General features: G+C 42.5%; 23 protein-coding genes. 9 read left to right on the forward strand and 14 right to left on the reverse strand.

Annotation, left to right across the window (positions count from 1 at the left end; all coding sequences use genetic code 11):
* Window positions 1-170 precede the first annotated feature (170 nt).
* Window positions 171-956, forward strand: a complete 786-nt coding sequence (gene dapF / locus ACFFGT_RS30825; RefSeq protein WP_377026364.1) for a diaminopimelate epimerase — start codon at window positions 171-173, stop codon at window positions 954-956.
* A 194-nt stretch (window positions 957-1,150) separates the two neighbouring features.
* On the opposite strand, the gene ACFFGT_RS30830 is transcribed toward dapF, so the two are convergent.
* From ACFFGT_RS30830 to ACFFGT_RS30840, 3 genes are all read right to left on the reverse strand, one after another.
* On the reverse strand, window positions 1,151-1,564 hold the full coding sequence (locus ACFFGT_RS30830) for a hypothetical protein (protein ID WP_377026365.1): 414 nt from the start codon (window positions 1,562-1,564) through the stop codon (window positions 1,151-1,153).
* Between the two features lie 170 nt (window positions 1,565-1,734).
* Window positions 1,735-2,622, reverse strand: coding sequence for a DUF4349 domain-containing protein (locus tag ACFFGT_RS30835; protein ID WP_377026366.1), 888 nt, complete (start codon window positions 2,620-2,622; stop codon window positions 1,735-1,737).
* Between the two features lie 117 nt (window positions 2,623-2,739).
* Entirely contained in the window at window positions 2,740-3,066 is a 327-nt protein-coding gene (locus tag ACFFGT_RS30840; RefSeq protein ID WP_377026367.1) for a nucleotide pyrophosphohydrolase, read from the reverse strand.
* Window positions 3,067-3,207: 141 nt separating this feature from the next.
* Here ACFFGT_RS30840 and ACFFGT_RS30845 point away from each other — a divergent pair, with 141 nt between their 5' ends.
* On the forward strand, window positions 3,208-3,618 hold the full coding sequence (locus tag ACFFGT_RS30845) for a hypothetical protein (RefSeq protein WP_377026368.1): 411 nt from the start codon (window positions 3,208-3,210) through the stop codon (window positions 3,616-3,618).
* A 59-nt stretch (window positions 3,619-3,677) separates the two neighbouring features.
* On the opposite strand, the gene ACFFGT_RS30850 is transcribed toward ACFFGT_RS30845, so the two are convergent.
* A complete protein-coding gene (locus ACFFGT_RS30850; protein WP_377026369.1) occupies window positions 3,678-6,041 on the reverse strand; it encodes a TonB-dependent receptor domain-containing protein in 2,364 nt (787 codons plus the stop codon).
* Between the two features lie 184 nt (window positions 6,042-6,225).
* A complete protein-coding gene (locus ACFFGT_RS30855; protein WP_377026370.1) occupies window positions 6,226-6,393 on the reverse strand; it encodes a hypothetical protein in 168 nt (55 codons plus the stop codon).
* 179 nt (window positions 6,394-6,572) lie between these two features.
* On the opposite strand from ACFFGT_RS30855, the gene ACFFGT_RS30860 reads away from it, so the two are divergent.
* The 7 genes from ACFFGT_RS30860 (at window position 6,573) to ACFFGT_RS30890 (ending at window position 12,676) form a co-directional block, all read left to right on the forward strand.
* Entirely contained in the window at window positions 6,573-7,169 is a 597-nt protein-coding gene (locus tag ACFFGT_RS30860; protein ID WP_377026371.1) for a Crp/Fnr family transcriptional regulator, read from the forward strand.
* Between the two features lie 115 nt (window positions 7,170-7,284).
* Window positions 7,285-7,872 (forward strand): DUF308 domain-containing protein, encoded by a 588-nt coding sequence (locus ACFFGT_RS30865; RefSeq protein WP_377026372.1) that lies wholly within the window; start codon window positions 7,285-7,287, stop codon window positions 7,870-7,872.
* A 487-nt stretch (window positions 7,873-8,359) separates the two neighbouring features.
* Window positions 8,360-9,694: a hypothetical protein gene (locus ACFFGT_RS30870; protein ID WP_377026373.1), complete on the forward strand. Its 1,335-nt coding sequence runs from the start codon at window positions 8,360-8,362 to the stop codon at window positions 9,692-9,694.
* A 17-nt stretch (window positions 9,695-9,711) separates the two neighbouring features.
* A complete protein-coding gene (locus ACFFGT_RS30875; RefSeq protein WP_377026374.1) occupies window positions 9,712-10,230 on the forward strand; it encodes a hypothetical protein in 519 nt (172 codons plus the stop codon).
* Window positions 10,231-10,240: 10 nt separating this feature from the next.
* Window positions 10,241-10,711, forward strand: coding sequence for a hypothetical protein (locus ACFFGT_RS30880; RefSeq protein ID WP_377026375.1), 471 nt, complete (start codon window positions 10,241-10,243; stop codon window positions 10,709-10,711).
* Window positions 10,712-10,733: 22 nt separating this feature from the next.
* Window positions 10,734-11,696: a DUF6175 family protein gene (locus ACFFGT_RS30885; protein WP_377026376.1), complete on the forward strand. Its 963-nt coding sequence runs from the start codon at window positions 10,734-10,736 to the stop codon at window positions 11,694-11,696.
* Between the two features lie 17 nt (window positions 11,697-11,713).
* A complete protein-coding gene (locus ACFFGT_RS30890) occupies window positions 11,714-12,676 on the forward strand; it encodes a hypothetical protein (RefSeq protein WP_377026377.1) in 963 nt (320 codons plus the stop codon).
* A 121-nt stretch (window positions 12,677-12,797) separates the two neighbouring features.
* Here the strand turns inward: ACFFGT_RS30890 and ACFFGT_RS30895 are convergent, their stop codons facing one another.
* The 9 genes from ACFFGT_RS30895 to ACFFGT_RS30935 all read right to left on the reverse strand — a co-directional run bounded on the left by ACFFGT_RS30895 (window position 12,798) and on the right by ACFFGT_RS30935 (window position 19,820).
* Window positions 12,798-13,163 carry an ApeI family dehydratase gene (locus tag ACFFGT_RS30895; RefSeq protein WP_377026378.1) on the reverse strand — a complete coding sequence of 122 codons (366 nt, stop codon included), beginning with the start codon at window positions 13,161-13,163 and terminating at the stop codon, window positions 12,798-12,800.
* Window positions 13,163-13,798, reverse strand: a complete 636-nt coding sequence (gene lolB2, locus ACFFGT_RS30900) for a flexirubin biosynthesis protein LolB2 (protein ID WP_377026379.1) — start codon at window positions 13,796-13,798, stop codon at window positions 13,163-13,165. Before lolB2 ends, ACFFGT_RS30895 begins: the two co-directional genes overlap by 1 nt.
* Window positions 13,761-14,390 (reverse strand): flexirubin biosynthesis/transport protein LolA2, encoded by a 630-nt coding sequence (gene lolA2, locus ACFFGT_RS30905; RefSeq protein WP_377026380.1) that lies wholly within the window; start codon window positions 14,388-14,390, stop codon window positions 13,761-13,763. Before lolA2 ends, lolB2 begins: the two co-directional genes overlap by 38 nt.
* A gap of 163 nt (window positions 14,391-14,553) precedes the next feature.
* Window positions 14,554-15,327, reverse strand: coding sequence for a polysaccharide deacetylase family protein (locus ACFFGT_RS30910; RefSeq protein WP_377026381.1), 774 nt, complete (start codon window positions 15,325-15,327; stop codon window positions 14,554-14,556).
* Window positions 15,321-16,370 carry a beta-ketoacyl synthase chain length factor gene (locus ACFFGT_RS30915; RefSeq protein WP_377026382.1) on the reverse strand — a complete coding sequence of 350 codons (1,050 nt, stop codon included), beginning with the start codon at window positions 16,368-16,370 and terminating at the stop codon, window positions 15,321-15,323. Before ACFFGT_RS30915 ends, ACFFGT_RS30910 begins: the two co-directional genes overlap by 7 nt.
* 3 nt (window positions 16,371-16,373) lie before the next feature.
* The gene (locus tag ACFFGT_RS30920; RefSeq protein ID WP_377026383.1) at window positions 16,374-17,573 is read right to left on the reverse strand and encodes a beta-ketoacyl-[acyl-carrier-protein] synthase family protein; all 1,200 of its coding nucleotides are present in this window, start codon (window positions 17,571-17,573) and stop codon (window positions 16,374-16,376) included.
* Between the two features lie 2 nt (window positions 17,574-17,575).
* Window positions 17,576-17,839 (reverse strand): phosphopantetheine-binding protein, encoded by a 264-nt coding sequence (locus ACFFGT_RS30925; protein ID WP_243484003.1) that lies wholly within the window; start codon window positions 17,837-17,839, stop codon window positions 17,576-17,578.
* A gap of 63 nt (window positions 17,840-17,902) precedes the next feature.
* Window positions 17,903-18,547: a hypothetical protein gene (locus ACFFGT_RS30930; RefSeq protein ID WP_377026384.1), complete on the reverse strand. Its 645-nt coding sequence runs from the start codon at window positions 18,545-18,547 to the stop codon at window positions 17,903-17,905.
* A gap of 22 nt (window positions 18,548-18,569) precedes the next feature.
* Window positions 18,570-19,820, reverse strand: a complete 1,251-nt coding sequence (locus ACFFGT_RS30935; protein WP_377026385.1) for an NAD(P)/FAD-dependent oxidoreductase — start codon at window positions 19,818-19,820, stop codon at window positions 18,570-18,572.
* Between the last annotated feature and the right edge of the window lie 16 nt (window positions 19,821-19,836).

Raw genomic sequence — 19,836 nt, forward strand, 5'->3', positions numbered from 1 at the left:
CTTTCTTATTATTAAGTTTACAGATCAAATTTAATACCATATAGACGAGATAATCAATGATTAGTTATCCCGTTTTTTGTTAAAATTTGTTAAATGCATAAACATGGGCCATTTTAATTGTTAGCACGTGTTTTGTTAAGGTTAAGGGGTTGATATTAAAAAGAATAATAGTGAAGTTACATTTTTATAAGTACCAGGGCGCAGGAAATGATTTTATTTTGATTGATAACCGTGATAACGGCGTTGATCATCATAATCCTAAGCTGATTTCAGGCTTGTGCGACCGCCGCTTCGGTATCGGTGGCGATGGCCTCATGCTGCTGCAAAATAAGGAGGGGTACGATTTTGAGATGGTATATTATAATGCCGATGGCCAGCCAAGCAGCATGTGCGGCAACGGCGGGCGCTGCATTGTAGCCTTTGCCAAATTTTTAGGTGTTATTGAATCCGAAACTGAATTTTTGGCTGTTGACGGTCCGCATTATGCCAAAATTTCAGAAGAGGGCGATTGGGTAAGCCTGCAAATGATAGATGTAAACGAAGTGAGCACCGATGCCGATGCCTATGTGCTCAACACCGGCTCTCCGCACTATGTTAAACTTGTAGAAGGCCTTGAACAGCGCAATGTTTATCAGGAAGGCCACGCCATCCGTAACAATGCAACATATCGCAAAAACGGCATCAACGTAAATTTTGTTGAACCAATGGACGAAGGCTACTTTGTACGCACCTTTGAACGCGGAGTAGAGGATGAAACCTTTGCCTGTGGTACAGGTGTAACAGCAGTTGCCTTAGCCATGGCACAGCATAAGCAACAAACCGGCCATATCGACACACCTATAAAAGTACTGGGCGGCAACCTCAATATCCGCTTTGATTATGATGGAAAAGTTTTTTCAGAGATCTTTTTAGAAGGTCCTGCCGTGAAGGTTTTTGAGGGGGATGTGGTGGTGTAAGCGAGAAGCAAGACTTCAAGAGCCAGGAAACAAGATAATAAGAAGCAGGACGACAAGAACCGAGAAACAAGAAGAACTTCTAAGAAAACCATGTCATTGCGAGGCACGAAGCAATCGCACGGAGGCAGAGCTGCTCTGTATAGCATGCGGTTGCCGCGCTACGCTCGCAATGACATGCAGAGAGAAGTGGGCGATTAATGCACCGGTTTCAATAAACTAAAAAACGTCCCATCCATTATAACATTGCCGATAGCCTCAAAGACGCTTTTCCTGGTAGCTTCTTCCTTCATGTCTTCGGCATAAAAAATATGGTCAACACCTAATGTTTTCAGGAAGGGATCAACTTTGGAGTGCCATTTGTTTTTATAGCAGCAAATCTTGATGTTTTTATATGCGGCGTTGGTACTTAAACGGCGTAAGATCTTTTCGATATCATTAACAAGATAATCGTAATCAAGTATAATCAGGTTGGGTTTAATATCGTGCAGGGACGGAAAAATAGCCGTGGTGGTTGAAATATGTTTAAAAACCTTGTTATTGGGCAATACCTCAAGGCCAACTACATGAGGAGCAACCAACAGTACAACTTTAGACCGTACACGGATCATGATCAATTAATTAGGATGCTTAAAATTAGGTGTTAAATTTCTACTTGTCAAGCATTTATTAATTAATTTAATAAAAATGCTACCCTTTTAATTAAATCTTCATAGGGTAATACCTTTTATCATTTGAAGTTTTTATAATTTTAATATTAAATTAACTTTCGCGATAATTTCTATACTTCAATTGTCGTATTTGCCCTTCTTCTTTTTTTCCAGCGGATCACAAACCAATAAGTGATCAAGGCCACAATCACTAAAGGCCACATCGAAACTATGGAAAAAAACATGTTTTGCATGATCTCCCAGCCGGCACTCAGCGAGTTTTTAAATTTATAGCCAAAGCCGTCGCCCTCATTTACCGGGCTGCCCTGTTTGGTATAAAAGCTAATATCCAATGAACTGTAGCTTACCTGGCTGCTTAAATAGTTGAGTTGCCCCTGTGCCGAGTCGATGGTGGTGCGGATGCTGGCAAGTTTATCTTCAATGGCCAGCAGGTCGGTCATTTTGGTGGCCTTAGCAGCCAATTGCAGGTAACGTTGTTCCAGTTGTTTGTTGTTACTGATCTGCGCCTTAACGTCGATAAATTGCGTTGTTACATCCCTGATGTGGATGTTTTTTGAATCGATATGATCTGTACTGGAAGTTAAATTGTTTAAAAAAGCATCAAAGTTTTTGGAGGGCACCCTGATTTTGAGGCTGTATTCTTTTTGATTGGTTTCGCCGCTGTTGGTTTCATTTTCTTCGGCGAGGTAACCGCCTAATTTTTTGAGGGATGCAACGATGTTTTGCCTGGCTGCTTTTGGATTGCCGGTTTCAAAACGGATATCTCCTTCTTTGATGATTTTTTTGGCGGTATCGGTAATGGACGATGAATGATCGGCTGGTTTATTGGCAGTATTGGAATCTTCCAATGGACTGGCAAGGTCATTTGCCTTCTTTTCCTCAGCTACAGGAGGCGGGGATAGCATAATACTTTGAATCTTTAATTTTTCTTCCTGTTTACGTTCACAGGATGTTAATACAAGCAAAAAACTTACCGATAGGATAAAATAGGTTTTCATAACAAGGCTGTTTAATTGTTTTAGATTAAACGTTAATTGCCTTATTAAATTGTTTAAAATATGAAATATTTAGAATTAAATTCTGTTAAAATTCAAAATTATAAAATTTAATTTTAACTATTTCAATTTTTCATTGTTTTTATGCCGTTCTGCATCGCGGATGCTTTTCTTTTGCATGTTTTTTTCCAGGGCTTCAGTAAGGTCGATCCCGGTTTGGTTTGCCAGGCAGATCAGTACAAAAAGAACATCAGCCATTTCATCGGCAAGGTTAACTTCAAGATCCGATTTTTTGAACGATTGCTCGCCGTACTGCCTCGCCATAATTCGGGCTACTTCACCAACTTCTTCCATTAAAATGGCTGTGTTGGTAAGTTCGTTAAAATACCGGATCCCGGTTGTTTTTATCCAGTTATCTACCAGTTGCTGTGCCTCTCTGATCTCCATATAGCAGTTTTTTGTGCCCGAATTTCACAAATTTTTTTGGATTGACACGAATTAGAGCTGATCACAAATAAAATGAAAAGATCTTGTAAGGATTCATAGTCCGGCCCGACTAAGGGGTAAATATTAACTAAAAGACAAAACATGAAAACCAAAAATCAAACCAGATCAATCATTTCAGGCGCCCTTATCGCCGCCCTTGCTGTTACCTGCCTTACGGCTAATGTACAGGCTAAAACACCGACTACATTGCACAATACCGTTGCTGTTAGCGATACCGGTAAAATGAAAAAGGACAAGATGAGTAAAGACAAAATGAGCCATGATAAGATGGCGTCAGACAAAATGTCGAAAGACAAGATGGGGGCTGATAAAATGTCGAAGGATAAAATGTCAAAAGACAAAATGGCTTCAGATAAGATGGCGTCAGACAAAATGTCAAAAGACAAAATGGGTTCAGATAAGATGAGCAAAGATAAAATGGCCAAAGACAAAATGAGTAAAGATAAGATGGGGAAGGGTAAAATGGCCAAAGATACCACTGGTAAAATGTAGTGTTTGTTTTTTGTTTTCTGACCGTTTGAAAGAGGCTCCAAAAGCCTCTTTCTTCATTTTTAATGGATCCTGCCTTTCTCGTCCTGGTTGCCGGTATCCTGTTTTTCGGCTTTGTTTTGGCTGTTGCCGAAACGGTAGCTGATGCCCAGCAGGGCGTACCGGTTAATCTGGAAGTTGGTGTACTTTTGCCTTACCCCGTTAACCGTTGTGGTAACTGCCGATGCGCTGCTTCTGAAAACATCGTTCATCACAAATGAAATATCAAACTTCTTTTTAAATACGGATGCTTTAATACCCATGTCGAGCTTATAATAAGCATCACTGCGACCGATGTGGTCTATCTCCGGAAACTGGTACCAGAAGTTTATCGCCCCCGAAAAAGTTTTATCGGCGTTAAAATAAATGTTATTATTGGTAGCGATATAAGCCCCAAATCCGCTGATGCTTTTTACCTCTGGAAGGTTCGATTTGGAATCGGTATGGTAAAAAGTGAACTGGTTATTATTATCAAGCCATTTGAACAATTGCAGCGAATAATTTTCGGAAATGCCCGCCCGGTAAGTTTTGATGAAGTTGAGCGGCGTGGTATAAACCAGGTTAGTATCCGGCCGGGCAATAGTTACATTGTTAAACCCATTGTTGGTAACGTTTAAAAATATAGCCGAAGTAAGCCTGTTTTTGTAGGTATGCGAAAGCTCAAAATTGGTATTGTATTCGGGTTGAAGATAGGGGTTACCCTCGCCATAACTGTAGGCTGTAAACAGGCTCTTGAAAGGGTTAAGGTTCCAGAAAGTAGGCCGGTTTACCCGTCTGCCAAAATTTAGCGAAATACTGTGATCAACTGCCGCCTGGTAACTAATGGTTGCTGATGGGAACAGCCTTGTGTAATTGTTAACAGTGGTTTGATTGAGTGTATGCGAAAAGCCCTTGGTTTCGGTACGCTCAACGCGCAAGCCTGCCTGGTATTTCCATTTGCCTTCCTCGCGGTTTATGCTGCCATAAACCGATTGAGTATTTTCAGTATAGGTAAACTCATTGCTCAGGTTGCGGTCATAACTCAGCGAATCGTTAGCTGCCTTTTTATAGTAAAATGCGTTGCTGTAATTATTGATAAAGCTGAGCTTGCCTCCAAACGCAAAGCGGGCGTATTTGGTAGGGACAATAGCATCTGCCTTAAAGGTGTAAATGTTGATATCCTGCTTGTTGGTGTCATGATAACGGTTACGGCTCGCGGCGTTCAATGAGCCATCGGCAAGGTAGGTGTTGCTCTCAAAATCCGACCTGTCCGTTCGGTAGTAATTAAAATAATCGGCATTGAGGACCAGTTTGGCACCTGCAGTATCCAGGTTAATGGTGCTGTGCAGATTTACCGCATTGCTAATGGCTACAGGATGGTAAGTGGCATAGGTTCTTAATGTGGAATCGACAGTGCCGGTGCTGTTATTGATGATCGGGTTATTCACATGGTCCGAGCCATCATAGGTGTTTTTACCGCCCTGGTAATTTACACCAAGGGTAACTTCAGGGCTCAGACGGTAATCGGCACCGGCAATAAAGTTTAAATTATGGTAACGATAGTTGCCCGTATCCGTTTGCAGCCAGGTTTGTTTAGGATAATAGATATCGGTTTCAAAACCTTCCAGCTCGTGGTCATGGTCGATATTTACGCTGGCATAAGCAGATAGTTTGGCTGTGTTATAGTTGAGATCGCCGCTTGCGTTAAGCCACCAATAATTACTGGTACCATAAACGGCTGCCGGGTTGTGCAGCCATTGTTTATCATTGATTTGCACGCTGCCTGAGTAACCTTGCTTTTTACTGTGTTTGAGGGTGATGTTGATGAGCCCTGCATTGCCTTCGGCATCATAACTGGCGCCCGGATTTTTAATGAGCTCGATGCTGGCCACCTGACTTGCGGATAACGACCGCAGGTAACGAAGCAGGTCGGTGCCGGCCAGTTGAACCAATCTTTCATTCACCATCACTTTAATGCTGCCCTTGCCAACAATGCCCAGGTCATTATCACCCACTTTTACGCCCGGCACCCGGCCAATCACAGTAAGCGCATCCGCACCTGCCGATGTTGCACTGGTTGATACATTGTAAATTAGTTTATCGCCTTTATTTTCAACAGTGGCTTTGCTGGCTGTTACAGTTACTTCATTAAGCTGCGTGGTATTGTCGGTAAGGGTGATAGATAAGGTGGTATCTCGTTGCAGGTTTAGCTTAAGTTCAGTTTTTTGATAACCGGTGTAAGTAATGGTTAAGCTGTAATTGCCTTTGTCAACATCAGTAAAACTAAACATGCCCAGCGAGTCGGTTTGTACCACCCTGGTTTGTTCGGAGTTTTGCTGTTGAAGATTAACAACCACCAACGCCGCGGGACTTTTGGAATTGTCGGTTATTTTACCGGTAACTTTCACCTGAGCAAACAGGCTGGTATAAATTAAACAAAAAAATAAAAAGCTGTAAAGATGTTTCAAACCGGGAGCGGGGTTGGGGTTTATAGTGCCGTAAATTAAATAAAAAACCGCCGCAAAATTGCTTGAGGGCGGTTTCTTTTTATTTAGAAGTATTGTCCCGGTTATTGATGGGAGGTGATAAATTTTAATTGTCAGTTTCTACATACTCAAGTCTGCCGTTTGGGGTAACCCGGTATGCCGAATGTGTGTGGGCATCAGGATCGGTCTTATTGCCTTTCTTTTTGATTTTCCGCGGGCCCGATACAGCCAGAATAATGGCACAGAGGAAGAGTGATACCTCGATCAAACTCATTAACATGGGGATTATATTTTAAGCGTTTCATGATGATGATTGATTTTTAATGATTGTTTTTTATCCTGAATTTAGTTTGATTGTAAAATAAGAAAATAAACACTCACCTTATTAACCCAGGTGAAAATTGGTGTGGTTTTTTGTGCCGATATTTGAGATGATTACGCTTTGTTAACAGTATGGAATCAAAACAGGAAGTATTGAACGAACTGCTTGGCAAATTTGCCGACCTGTCGGGCAATGATATCAACATCAGTCTGCCTTACTGGCGAACCCGCAAAATTGTGAAAGGCGACTTCTTTAACATGCAAAATATTGTATGTACCGATCTGGCGCTGATCAACAAGGGATTGTTCAGGATTTACTACGTGCATCCAGAAACGCATGAAGAAAAGAATATCTACTTTTTTTCGGAGCGGCAGTTCCTGGTATCGTTCCGGAGCTTTATAAACCAGTACCCCTGTGCCTATTTTATCCAGGCGATGGAAGATGCCGAGATCATTTCCATTAACTATAATGATCTCCAGTACCTTTATACCACGCCAACCGGCTGGCAGCGTTTCGGCCGCCTTATTGCCGAGCTGTTTTTTAACCACTCACAAGCGCGTGCTGAGGAGTTTCAGTTCAACACAGCCGAAGAGCGTTATTTAAAAATGGTAGCACAGCATCCCAACATCATTAACCGCATTCCTGCTTACCATATTTCGTCCTACCTCGGTATCAAAAATCCATCGCTTACCCGCATCAAAAAGCGGTTATCGCAACAAAAGCCCTAAAAACGAAACTCTGCTGACAAATGCCCCTTCCGTTTTTCACCTAAGTGAAAATTACTGCCATGCTTTGTGCCCAACTTTGGTACATCAAACAAACGCAAACAAAAAATTGAAACCTATGTCAGCAAATAAAACATTGATCAATGAAACATCAGCCGCGGTAAAAACAGCCCGCGAACTACGCAAGCTCTATTTTATAAGGGTTGCATTTTCAGTTACCTGGGTAATATTGGTATCGTTATTAGCCAAAACCTCATTCACTGCAGCAACAGTGCTGCTTGTCATTTATCCGTTATGGGATGTTGTGGGCACTTTTCTTGATATCCGTGCCAACAAGGGCAATGGAACATCAGTAACGCCGCAGTATACCAATGCCGCTATCAGCATTATTACCACGTTTGCCGTAGCTATTGCCATTAACAAAGGCGTGCCGGCTGCATTAATAGTATTTGGCGCATGGGCATTATTAACCGGTTTGATCCAGCTTGTGCTTGGCTTGAAAAGGCGCAAAGAATTTGGCGGCCAATGGCCAATGATATTAAGCGGTGGCCAGTCAATGATTGCTGGCATATCATTTATCGCAATGGCAAATTCGCCCAGTATGGGCATTGTAAACCTGGCAGGTTACTCGGCCTTTGGTGCCTTTTATTACCTGCTGGCCGCTATCCGTTTAGGTAAAAGCGCTAAGCCTGTTTCGCAGGCTTAAAATATTGGATAGAGTGTGATTGATGAGCCCCTGGTTATAGTGAACCAGGGGCTTTTTTGTTGAGTTAAAGCGGAACAGAAATATCAATATTTGATAATTTAATATTAACAAATGTTGTTGTGATTTAGGAAAAATATTTTATACATTGGTAATACCTAATACTTATAACATGAAACTATTGCCTTGTCTACTATTTGTCTTTCCTTTTTTAAAGCGTGCTGAAATTTTGCATGTTTCTAATAGTCAATTAATTATTGATATAGCTACAAGAATTTAACTATCAATTATAGCCGCTTGCTTAATTAAGTTATGCGTTTATAAAATAATATATTACTTAAAACAATTGCGTTTTTAAATAGCGGGATGTTATAGTCTTAATATCTAAAAACGTCATTGATTACATCCCTTCCGGGCTGGAAATTTGAAATAAAAAATTATCTGATCCGGTAGTTTCTGCGCTTAAATCCTTATTTCAATTTAAACCAACATGAAAATTTCTTCAACAATTATTGTTTTGCCAACACTCTTATTAACTTTTAGCTTAGGGTTGAAAGCACAAACAGGTGATGCCCCCCAAATAAAATACAGGCGCAGTTCGCTTGATATTATTCTGATCGAATCGGAAGATTTTCCGCATAAGGAAACAGTTATTAAAGCAGATAAGGAAGTGCCCTTTCCTGATAAATATAACCAGCATATAATTGATGCTGAGCCATTTGATCAGCAACGTTATTCGCTTACCGAAGATGAAAAGGCAGCATCAAAAAAGAAATCTGGTTTTATGGCTAACATGGAAATGGACCTGGTTTCAAATGTGACATCAACCAATATTGACCGCAGTGGGCCTTATATGCCATTAATGATTGATAAGTATAACAAGAGCAATAAAACAGCCAATAAGCTTGTAGCCAAGTGGTTTAACAGGCAGGTTGATGGTTCTTTTGATATGAAACTTGTTGGTGAGCGCGGGCAATACAATGCATCTGAAATGGAGGCCAATATAGCCAAAGGAACTGTAAGAGGTGTTGCATCGCTGGCTGATGCCGGTGAGGAATTGATAGGTAATACATTTGTCGTATACTCAAAATTGCAATTCATACCTAACGAGATTGTTGCTGCAGCTGTAAGGGAGGCAGGCAAAACAAAGGTGTCCAAATTACCTGCTTTTTTACAGGGGGGCGCATATAAAGCGCTTGATGTAGCCTACGAAAAAGGAAAAGAAGGGTATTCGGTATGGACAACCTCTTACCTGTATAAGCTTAGGTGGAACGACTCGGTAGCCGCTGTGTTTTATAAGGATTATTGGATGGACAAAAACAGCATTGATATTAAAAGAAAAGCAGCATTTGACAATAGCGATCTTTTTCAGCTTGAATATGTGGGTAGTGCCAAATCAAGTACGTTGGTTACATTTAAATTAGCTAAACGTACCGAAGACCAGATTATTGAACTGGCTACCGTAAGAAATGAGGAAGAGGTATTTGCCAAACTTCAAAGAACATACGACGTGTTTAAACCTAAAACGCCGCTTTATTCGGGCGAACCCATTACTGCGAAAATTGGCATGAAAGAAGGGTTGAAGGGAGGCGAAAAATTTGAAGTTCTTGAACAAACTGTCGACCCCAAAACCGGGCTTACAGAATATAAGCGAAAAGGCACAATAACCGTTGATAAAGACCAGATCTGGGATAACCGCTTCGCTGCCGGGGAAGAAGTTGAGGGTGATGCCACAAATATTTCAGCAAAAACACCTGTAGACAGGACCCTTTTTAAAGGAGGCAATAAGTTTTATGCAGGAATGCTGATCAAGCAAATAAAATAACGTAATCAATTCAGGCGATGAAAATACAAATTACAGTTGCGCTTATATTATCATTGATGCTGGGTGTTTCACTATCAGGCAATGCGCAGGCAAAAAAACGGGCTAATGAAGATACTGAAAACTGGCGATACGAACTTGAGGTGGTAGGCACTGGTGTGGAAGGCACTTATCTTGTTAAAGTGTGGTCATATTCAAAAAAACCGGTGATAGCCATTGAACAATCAAAAAAGAACGCGGTGCATGGTGTAATATTTAAAGGTTTTGCAGGGAAACAGGGTATTGAAGGTAAACCACCGCTGGTTACCAATGTAAATATTGAGCAGGAAAAACAGGAGTTCTTTAATGATTTTTTTAGCGACGGAGGGAAATATATGAAGTTTGTAAATCTCACTACAGATGGGGCAGTCGCTGCCGAGGATCGCCTGAAAATTGGTAAGGAATATAAGGTAGGGGTAGTTGTTTCCGTAAATGTTGAATTGCTGCGCAAGGATCTTGAAGATGCAGGAATTGTCAAATCGCTTAATTCTGGCTTTTAATTATCGGCATATGAAAAACAAAATAAGCCTGTTAGTGATGGTGCCATTGCTGGCAGCCTGCGGCAGCCAAAAGCCTGTAGCCAATTATTATACACATCAAACAGAATGTATTGGTGTTGAGCTCGACGGATCACAGATTTTGCGCGCCTGGGCCAATACCGGGCAGGAGGCTGATGCCATTGAGCAAGCTAAACGAAACGCTATAAAAGAGGTGCTATTTGGAGCCAATTATGCGGGTAAGCCCTTATGTGACAATAAGCCGCTGTTACCTTTAGCTAATTCATTGGCTAATAACGAAGGCTATTTTAGCAAATTTTTTCAGGGGAACGGCGAGTATATAAAATATGCTGTATTAAATGAAGCCGGCGTGGAAAAGGATTTTAGGAAAAACGCTGATGCATACATCAGGGCTGGCTTTGTGATCAGGGTTTACAGGGCAGCATTAAAGCAGAAAATGGCCGACGATGGCATTTTGAAATAGGAACTTAGCAAGATTTAAATATATGAAACTACAGATTATTAAAATAGCAGGCCTGCTGATCTTTATGTCTCTCGGTTTTGCAATGCAGGGCATTTCACAGGCTAAAAAGCCTACCTTGATGGTTGTGCCGAGTGATGTATGGTGCAATATGCATGGTTTTATGACCACATTTGATAACCAGGGAACAAAGGAAAAAGTGCCTGACTATAAAAGAGCCTTTCAGGAGAGTTCTGATTTGATAGCCGTAGTGGCTAAAATAAACGGGCTTATGGCAAAAAGAGGTTTCCCTTTAAAAAACATGGAATCGGTAATAAAAAGCCTTGCCGGAGAAAGCGCCGAGGATGCCATGCTTACCTCGAAAGGAGGGGCCGGTGTTTCAGAAAGCCCTGTTGATAAGCTTAAAAAAGTTGCGAAAGCGGATATAATTATCCAGCTTACCTGGGATGTTTTAACATCCGGGCCTAAAAAATCAGTACGGTATGTTTTACAAGGTCTTGATTCTTATACCGATAAACAGGTAGCCACAGCCGAGGGCACAGGAAACCCATCATTTACTGCCGAAACCGCGGTGCTTTTGGAAGAGGCTGTGGTTGATAAAATGGATAATTTTTCTGCCAGTTTGCAAACCTATTTTGATGACCTGTTTGCCAACGGACGGGAAATAACCATCCGTATAAAAAAATTCGATTCATGGAGCGGTGACCTGGAAAAGGAATACGGAGGAAAGGAATTAAACGAAATTATAGATGATTGGATGAAGGCCAATACTTTGAAGGGCCGTTTTAGCACTACCGATGCTACTGAAAACATGATGTTTTTTGAACAGGTACGTATCCCGCTTTATGATGCATCGGGCAATGCCATAGATGCACGCGGTTTTACGCGCAAGCTTCAAAAATTTCTGAGCTCGCCCCCTTACGCTATTACCAATAAATTAATGACGAAAGGTTTGGGACAGGCAACCATAGTACTTGGAGATAAATAGCAGATTAAAAGACGATCATGAAAAAAATTATAATAGGATGTTTGGCGGTTTTATGGCTTGCAACCGGCTATGCCCAAACAAACGCGGCAATGAGCCAAAGTGATTTTGGCCGTATCATACTGGCCGCATATGTACCAACGCAAGTTGAAAACATACCTGAAGGCGCCAAAAATATGCTTTTAAATAAATTGAACCAATTAATTACAGCAGGAGGTATGGGCGGAAGCGCGTATAATCAAAGATTTATCATTACAGCAAATACGGTGGTGGTTACTAAGGATATAACTTCAACAGCACCTGTAATGACAGCCTTGTCACTGGATGTAACATTTTACATTGGTGATGGAATTGATGGTAATAAATTTGCCAGTTCAACAGTAAGTATCAAAGGAGTTGGTACTAATGAAACTAAGGCATACATTTCGGCCATAAAAAATATTAATGCCGAAAGTCCGTCCTTGCAGGCTTTTTTGAAAACAGGGAAGGAAAAAATAGTGCAATATTATAAAACCCGCTGCGATTTTATTATGAAGGAAGCGCAAGCACAGGCTAACCAGGGCAATTATGACCGTGCGCTTTACATTGTGACATCGGTACCCGAGGTTTGTAAAGAGTGTTATGTAAAATCGGTTGATGCTATTCCTGCACTTTATAAAAAACAAATTAACAAAGACTGTCAGGTAAAATTAGCACAGGCAAAAGCGGCCTGGGCCGCTAACCAAAGCTATGACGGTGCAAATGCTGCAGGCGATATCATATCACAGATAGACCCCGCTTCATCATGTTTTGGTGAGGTAAAAACCTTTATTAATCAGATAGGGAAAGGTGTAAAGGATGAAAATAATAAGGTATGGAAATATACATTTAAGGATCAGGAAAATCAGGTTGACGTTATAAAAGCGGCACGTGATGTGGCTATAGCTTATGCAACCCATCAGCCTGATACTTCTTACTCTTATAGTGTTACAAGCTGGTGGTAAAGTTTAGTTCGGGGCCATGTATTATCATGACCCTGATAGTTTAAACAGGCAGTGTTTTATTTTGCATTTTCTGAACACAGAGAAAAATATGTTTGGTTTCTGTTGATAGCGGAAATGAGTCTCATGCCCATTTAAATACTCCTTTAAACTTCAAAAAAACCGTTTCTTCATTCAGCAGCTGTGCATCGGTTTTGATTTGCCCATCAACCATATTAACCTTTACCTCCAGCCCAACCTGCCCGTGTTGATCAGGATCTATAAACGATAAAAACTTGATGTTATCCGCCTTAACCAGCTGCAGTTTTTTGCCGAGATGATTTTCAAGTATTTCTTTAATCATCTGCATCATACAAACGCCTGGCACAACCGGCCGGCCGGGAAAATGTCCCTTGAAAATATCATGCGTAGGGTTAAGCGTGATGGTTGTTTTGAGTAAACTGCCATCAGTTTCGGGAGTGGTGAAAGTAAAAAAAGTATCCTTGAGCATTATCTTGCTAACCTTTTGAGGCCAATATTGAACTTGAAATTTTTATGACTGATGCCGATGGTATCAGGAATGCCCTGGTGAAAATCTTTCATGATGGCCTGCACAACCGGTTTACGGTCAGACGAGCGTTCCATGCGGATCAGCTCTGTTCCCTCCTGATTGGTAATGTAATAATTAGCCCCTTTTTCCTGCGGAAAAACATAGTACAGGTAGTTATCATCCTGGCGCATATAGGCCGTTTCGGGGTTTTGCTTGCGCATCATCACCAGCTCAAAATCCTTTTGCAGGGTGATGATCACCGGGCGCTTGTCCATTTGTTTAATAATGTAATATACCTTAAAACCACCATCGGGCGTAAACTCAAAATCAAAAAACTTAAAACCCATCTCGTTGCTGAATACCATACGCACGCTTTTATCGGGCAGGGTTTTGATCAGCAGCAGTCCGCTTAAATGGTGACCGCCTATCACGTCTACCTCGGTTTTGTAAAGTACATTGGTAAAATCGGGCATAAACTTTTTGATGCCGCGCACATCTCCCTGGGCCGGTTTCAGATTTTTATAAACCGATGAGCAGCCGCACAGGATCAGCAGGCAGCTACTTAATAGCAAAAAGCGCATCCGGGATATTGGCATTGATCTCTTTATTAGTGAAACGCAGGGTAGTACTATCGCCCGAGCCTTCCAGCATTTCGATGGTGTTTACGGAATAATCCTTTTTATCAACGGTAATTTCAATGGTTTTGAAAAATTCGCTCAGTTGCTTGTTAACCGGCGAGAGCGAAACCAAATAGGTGCCCTTGTTTTCATAAACTGCCGATTTAAAATCACCGCTGTTGAGTGCCGTCCCCTGGATACAGTCCACCACAATTTTGTTGATCTGCTTGAATACTTTGTTGGATCGGGTGGAGACCTTGTTTTCCTTTTGGCCGTCCTTGATGTATACATTATCCTTGTTCAGGATCATGAGGTAGCTGAAGGGCTGGGTATATTCCATCCGAAGCATATTGGTTTTCCGGTACCAGAATTTTCCCTTGGATGTGATCTTTTCTGATAGCATGCTCAGGCTTTTTTCCTGGGTGAAATCGCTTTTTATACTATTGGTTTTTTCGGCAACTTCGGCAAACTGCTGTTTAAATTTGGTGAGATCGGTTAGTTGGGTATAGCCTGCGTGTTGGGCTTGGGCGGTGATGGTGAAACAAAGGGAAGCAACGAAAATACAGATCAATTTACCCAAATTAGAATGAGCGCAAGCCGGTGCGGTTCCTTCCCTGGGGAAGGAGGAGGTAGGAGTAAAACGCGGAAGGAACCCCTCCCTACACCCTCCCAGGGGAAGGAATCGCACAGACCCTGCTTCAACTTTTGTTATTTTATCTTCATTAAAAATCAATCTACGCATAAGCCTGTAAATTTAGCATTTTATCCAGCCGAACTATTTCATACCCCTGCGCCTTAGCTTGTTCAATAAACAGGGGCAAAGCAGAAATTGTTGCAGCTCCTGTATCATGAAACAGGAAAATAGCGCCGGGGTTTAAGCGGCTTGTTATCTTATTTAATAATTTCTGCTCGTCGTTAATAACGGTATCCATTGTTCGTACGCTCCAGCCTACAGGTACCATGCCACTTCTGATAATGGCTTTCCTGAGATTTGGATTGATCACCCCATAAGGCGGCCTGAATAACTGCGGACTTAAATTAATGGTCTGCCTGATGAGCTGCTTTGCCCGGAGCAGATCATCCAGCATTTTGGCAGATGAAAAAAGATCGAACCAAAAATGGTGTGAAAAACTGTGGTTGCCGATGATGTGGCCTTGCTCGTGAATCTGTTTCAGAATAGCCTCATTTCCAGCAATCCTGTTCCCGATGCAAAAGAATGCTGCCGGAACGTTATGTTGCTTTAAAACATCAAGGATCTGTGGCGTAGCGGAGGCATCCGGCCCATCATCAAAAGTAATGGCAATGATTTTTTTGCTTGTTTTTAACGAGCATATCACCGGCATAAAAAAATTGGAGCCGATATAATAGCATCCATAAAACAGTATCAGCGAATAAATAAACACCAGCACCAGATAACTCCATAATGATACTCCTTGTGTAATGTGCTGCCAGACTATTAACCCCAACAGGCTGACAAAAAGAATATTGGTGTTCCTGAAATTTAACATGCCGATAGCAAGATTAACGAGTGGTGGATATTTTGGTAATGATTATAGATCAATACTTTTTTTACCGGAATGTCAGTAGCATTCAACGCAGGGGTGATGCTGCTTTTTTTAATACAATTGGCAGCAAGCCATAAAGCGAAGGCTGATGAGGTAGGATACTCGCCGCAGAGGTGCTTGTAACTGATAGCCGGGCCATCGCCCAAAACAGAATCCTGTAACTGATGATAAATACTGTCATTTTTTACATCGCCATTTTTGCCGGTTATGATTAGATCGAGATCATCAATACCGATGTTTTGGGCAGATAGAAAATTGCTGATTTGCTGTTGTATCTCTGCGGTATTGCGGGGTTTGTAAAAGCCGGATACCCCGTCAATTTTAGCCTGATCATTTCCTGAAGGCTGAGTGCTTAACAGGAAAAATGCGGCACCTTCGCCCGCCATTGTGCCTTTGTCTCCGGAGTTAAGGAGGTTGAGGTTGGAGATAGCTTCAGATCTGTACAAGCCCATCCGCTTTAAAATGGTGTGGCTGTTGGCGGTAATTTCATCAATACCACCTATCAGTACATTAGATGCTTCGCCCTCGTGTAAAAGCATCATGGCATCAAGTAGCGCGTTTTCGAACGAGGCACCGCCATTTACAAACGTGTTATTATATTGATGGCATTGCAGCAGCAGTGCTATCTGCGCGCTGATGGTATTATGGGTTGACTGGATAAAGGCCGTAGGGGCAAGCGCTTCCTCATTTTGCTGCACCATTTTACTGAGGAAAGTATTGGTATCTTCCAAACAACCATAAGCAGTGCCGGTAATAATGGCATCGGGTACCGATATGCCGGCTTGCTGCAGGCAATCCATCCCCGAAGCAACGCCCATTTTAATGATGCGGCTCATGCGGCGAATGAGTTTTGGATCGATCAGCGTTTTATAATCCGGTTCGATACAGGTGAGCTTGTCGCCGGTATATTCAACCAGTTCCTCAAGGAACGGTTGATTACCGAATGTATTTTGTGGCGATATATTGCTTGCTGCCCTGATGTACATCGCTTATAGTTTTGAAAATATTAATGATGAACAATTACCCCCAAACCCAAACGAGTTGGAGAGTACCTGTTTTAATCCCGGCTGTTTTGAAAAATGGGTTTCGGGAGTAAGGGGCAGCCCTTCCATAGGGGTTTCAAACCGGAGATTAGGGTATGTTAAGCCACGTTGTACCGCCAGTGCCGAAAATACAGCTTCAATGCCTCCACTTGCCCCGAGCGTATGACCGGTAAAAGCCTTGGTTGAACTCATTTTAGGAGAATGCCCCGCGAACAGCGTGTTGATAGCAGCACCTTCCGAGCTATCATTATTCTGTGTGCCCGTGCCGTGCAGGTTAATGTAATTAATATCTGAAGGTTGTAATCCAGCCTTTTGCAACGCACCTTTCATCGCCAGTAATGAACCTGTACCTTCCGATGATGACGCTGTTTGGTGATAGGCATCGTTTGCGTTGTGGAAGCCAGTCAGGGTACAATACATTTCTTTTTTGATCGATAAGGCTATCCGTTCGGATACGAGTACCACATAACCAGCTCCCTCACCAAGGTTTAAGCCACGGCGATTGGCATCGAATGGCTGACAGGGCTGTTTATCCAGGATCATGAGTGTGTTAAAGCCATTCAGCGTAAAGCGGGTAAGGGCATCGGTGCCGCCTGCTATGACCACATCAAGCATATTGTTTTTGATGAGCCTTGCCCCGTACATAATGGCATTGGCCGATGAAGAACAAGCTGTACTTATGGTGCTTACATAATGCCTGATGCCCAGCTTATCAGCAACTAAATTGGTAACAGCGCCGCATTCGTGATTAATCACCTTTTGCAGGAAGCCTTTTGTATTATCTGGTAAAAATTCCCTGAAAAAATCTTCGGTTTTATCCATGCCACCAACGGTGTTGGCCGAGATAAAGCCGCTTCTTAACCCTGCAAAATTGCTGATCCCGGCATCGGTCAAAGCCTCTTTAGCCGCAATTAAGCTCAGCATAGCCGTGCGACTGGTGCCTGGTTTAAACCCCGATAGTTCGGCAAGCTCTTCATTGTTCAGCTTAACCTCGCCAACCGGAAATTCATCCCGGTGTTCGGTATCGAGGTATTTGATGGCTGCAATGCCCGTTTCGGCCCGTTCAAGTGATAGCAGGTTTTGGGCCGTAGTATTACCTATGGCCGAAATTACCCCCACACCGGCTATGAAAACGGGCCGGCTCATTGCTAAGCGTTCGGGATTTTACTGCTTTCAATAAATTCGGCAATGGTACGTACCGAACGGAAGATCTTCGGGCCATCTTCTGCATTGGAAAGCTTTACTTTATATTTTTGCTGTAACAGCACGATTAGTTCAAGCGCATCTATCGAATCAAGTCCTAAACCATCACCAAAAAGTGCCTGGTCATCGCCTATATCCTCCGGCTTCACATCCTGTAAGTTCAACTGCTCAATGATCTGCTCTTTCAGATCGGCCATTAATTTATCCATATTGTAAGTGTTAAGCCCCCTCTAAATCTCCCCCGGTAGGGGAGACTTTAAAACGCTTCTATTTTAAAAGCCCTCTCTTCCGGGGAGGGTTTGGGCGGGGCTGTAAATTTTAGTAATATTTTCTATGTTAAAAGGCATAGAGCCCTCTTTTTCTTCTTTTTCAACCAAAAACAAAACCGCTTTATACTCATCACCCAACAGTTCTACCCAGCCGCAAATACAAACCTGCAATTGCCCTGTCTCCAGTAAAAGGGAAATATAGCGGCTTATAAAAGCTGCGTTAAAACGCTCAAAAATAAAAAAAGCGTTTTCGCCTTTAAAATGATGACGGATGCAGATCTCCCCGATAACAATATTGGGCAGCGTGTAAACAAACAAGGCCGGGCTTGCTATTTCCTGCACCGAATCATAATACCGTTTATCAGCATCCAGGCTGGAGCCCGCATTTGATAATACCACGCCGATGTCGGTCGGTTTGTATTTGGCTGCATCAAAATTTTTTAGCAATACCTCAGCGGCAAGCCAACCCAGTTTGGCCAGGTTATCCATTTTATAAAACTTGGGATATTTTGCCCTGATGAGTTGATAAGCGGATAACAGGAAACCGGCAATATCAGTATATTCTGCCTCAAACAGCAACGTACCATTATAGCGTACAGCATTGCTGCTGATGGTACAATGGGATGATATGTAATACTGATTGTTCAATTTATATAATTCTGTCGTGCTTTTAGCTTTTATCGGCTGCTACAATGTCCCTTAAAGTAATGGTACGGGCCAGTTTGTGTAAAGCGGTTTCGTGGTTTTTTACGTAAGGGTTATCCAAATCCCAAACATAACCGGCCAGTACCGAACAGATCATGCTTTTGGTGCGCGGGTCCTGGTTATCGGCAAAAAATATGGTATCCAGTACGCCCTCGTACCATGCAGTAACGTATGACCGAAATGTGTTTACCCCCTGCATCATGTGCTGCATGTATTCCTTATCCCAATCCACCTGTTCGCCATTAAGCGTCCGGATCACGAGGTGCGCGGCTGTTTGGCTCGATACCGTAGCCAGCGTTACGCCCGATGAAAATATAGGGTCTAAAAACTCGGTTACGTTGCCGGTAAGCACAAAACCATCGCCATAAAATTTACTGGTAGTGGCCGACCATGACTCCAAAACCCTTGGTGCAAATGCAAATTCCACATCGGCAAACCGCTCGCTGAAATAGGGTTGTGAAGCAATGAGCTCTCGCAGAATTTCTTCGTCTGTCCCTTCATATTGTTTAAAAAACTCAGGGTTGCCTACAAAGCCCAGCGAGGTAATACCATTGGCAAAAGGGATGATCCAGATCCAAACGCCGGGCTGGTGCACCACAATGGTAATGCGGTTTGGCTCATCGGCCATGGAGCGTTTTTTATCAACAGTATGCACAAATAGGGCTTTACGAGGAACTTGTGTAGAGGGCCTGTCGAGGTTAAACAATTTGGGGATCACCCGGCCGTAACCGCTGCCGTCAATAATAAACCGGGCCGAAATTTGGCTTTGGTTACCATCCTTATCTTCAACAGTAGTTACCGAATCGGTACCGTTGAAAACGATGTTGGTAACCGAAGTTTCGTAGTGAACAGGTATGCCCATTTGTGCAACAGTATCGGCCAAAGTTTTATCAAAATCGGCACGGGGAACCTGCCAGGTCCAGTTCCAGCCGGGAGTAAACTGATCGGCAAACTGGTAGTCGCAGATCTTGCCATCCTTCACAAACTTGGCGCCTGCTTTTTCCTGGAAGCCTTGCGCTTTAACGGCATCTACAAAACCGGCTTCGGTTAATGCTTCCATGCAGCGCGGTAACAGACTTTCGCCTATCACAAAGCGGGGGAAAAGCTGTTTCTCTACAATTTTAACCTTAAAGCCCGCCTGGTGTACAATGGAAGCAGCCACCGTTCCCGCCGGACCGGCACCTATTACCAATACATCTACCTGTTCTGTGTTCATTTATAAAATATCTTGT

Source organism: Mucilaginibacter angelicae, from assembly GCF_042434235.1.
Classification (GTDB): domain Bacteria; phylum Bacteroidota; class Bacteroidia; order Sphingobacteriales; family Sphingobacteriaceae; genus Mucilaginibacter; species Mucilaginibacter angelicae.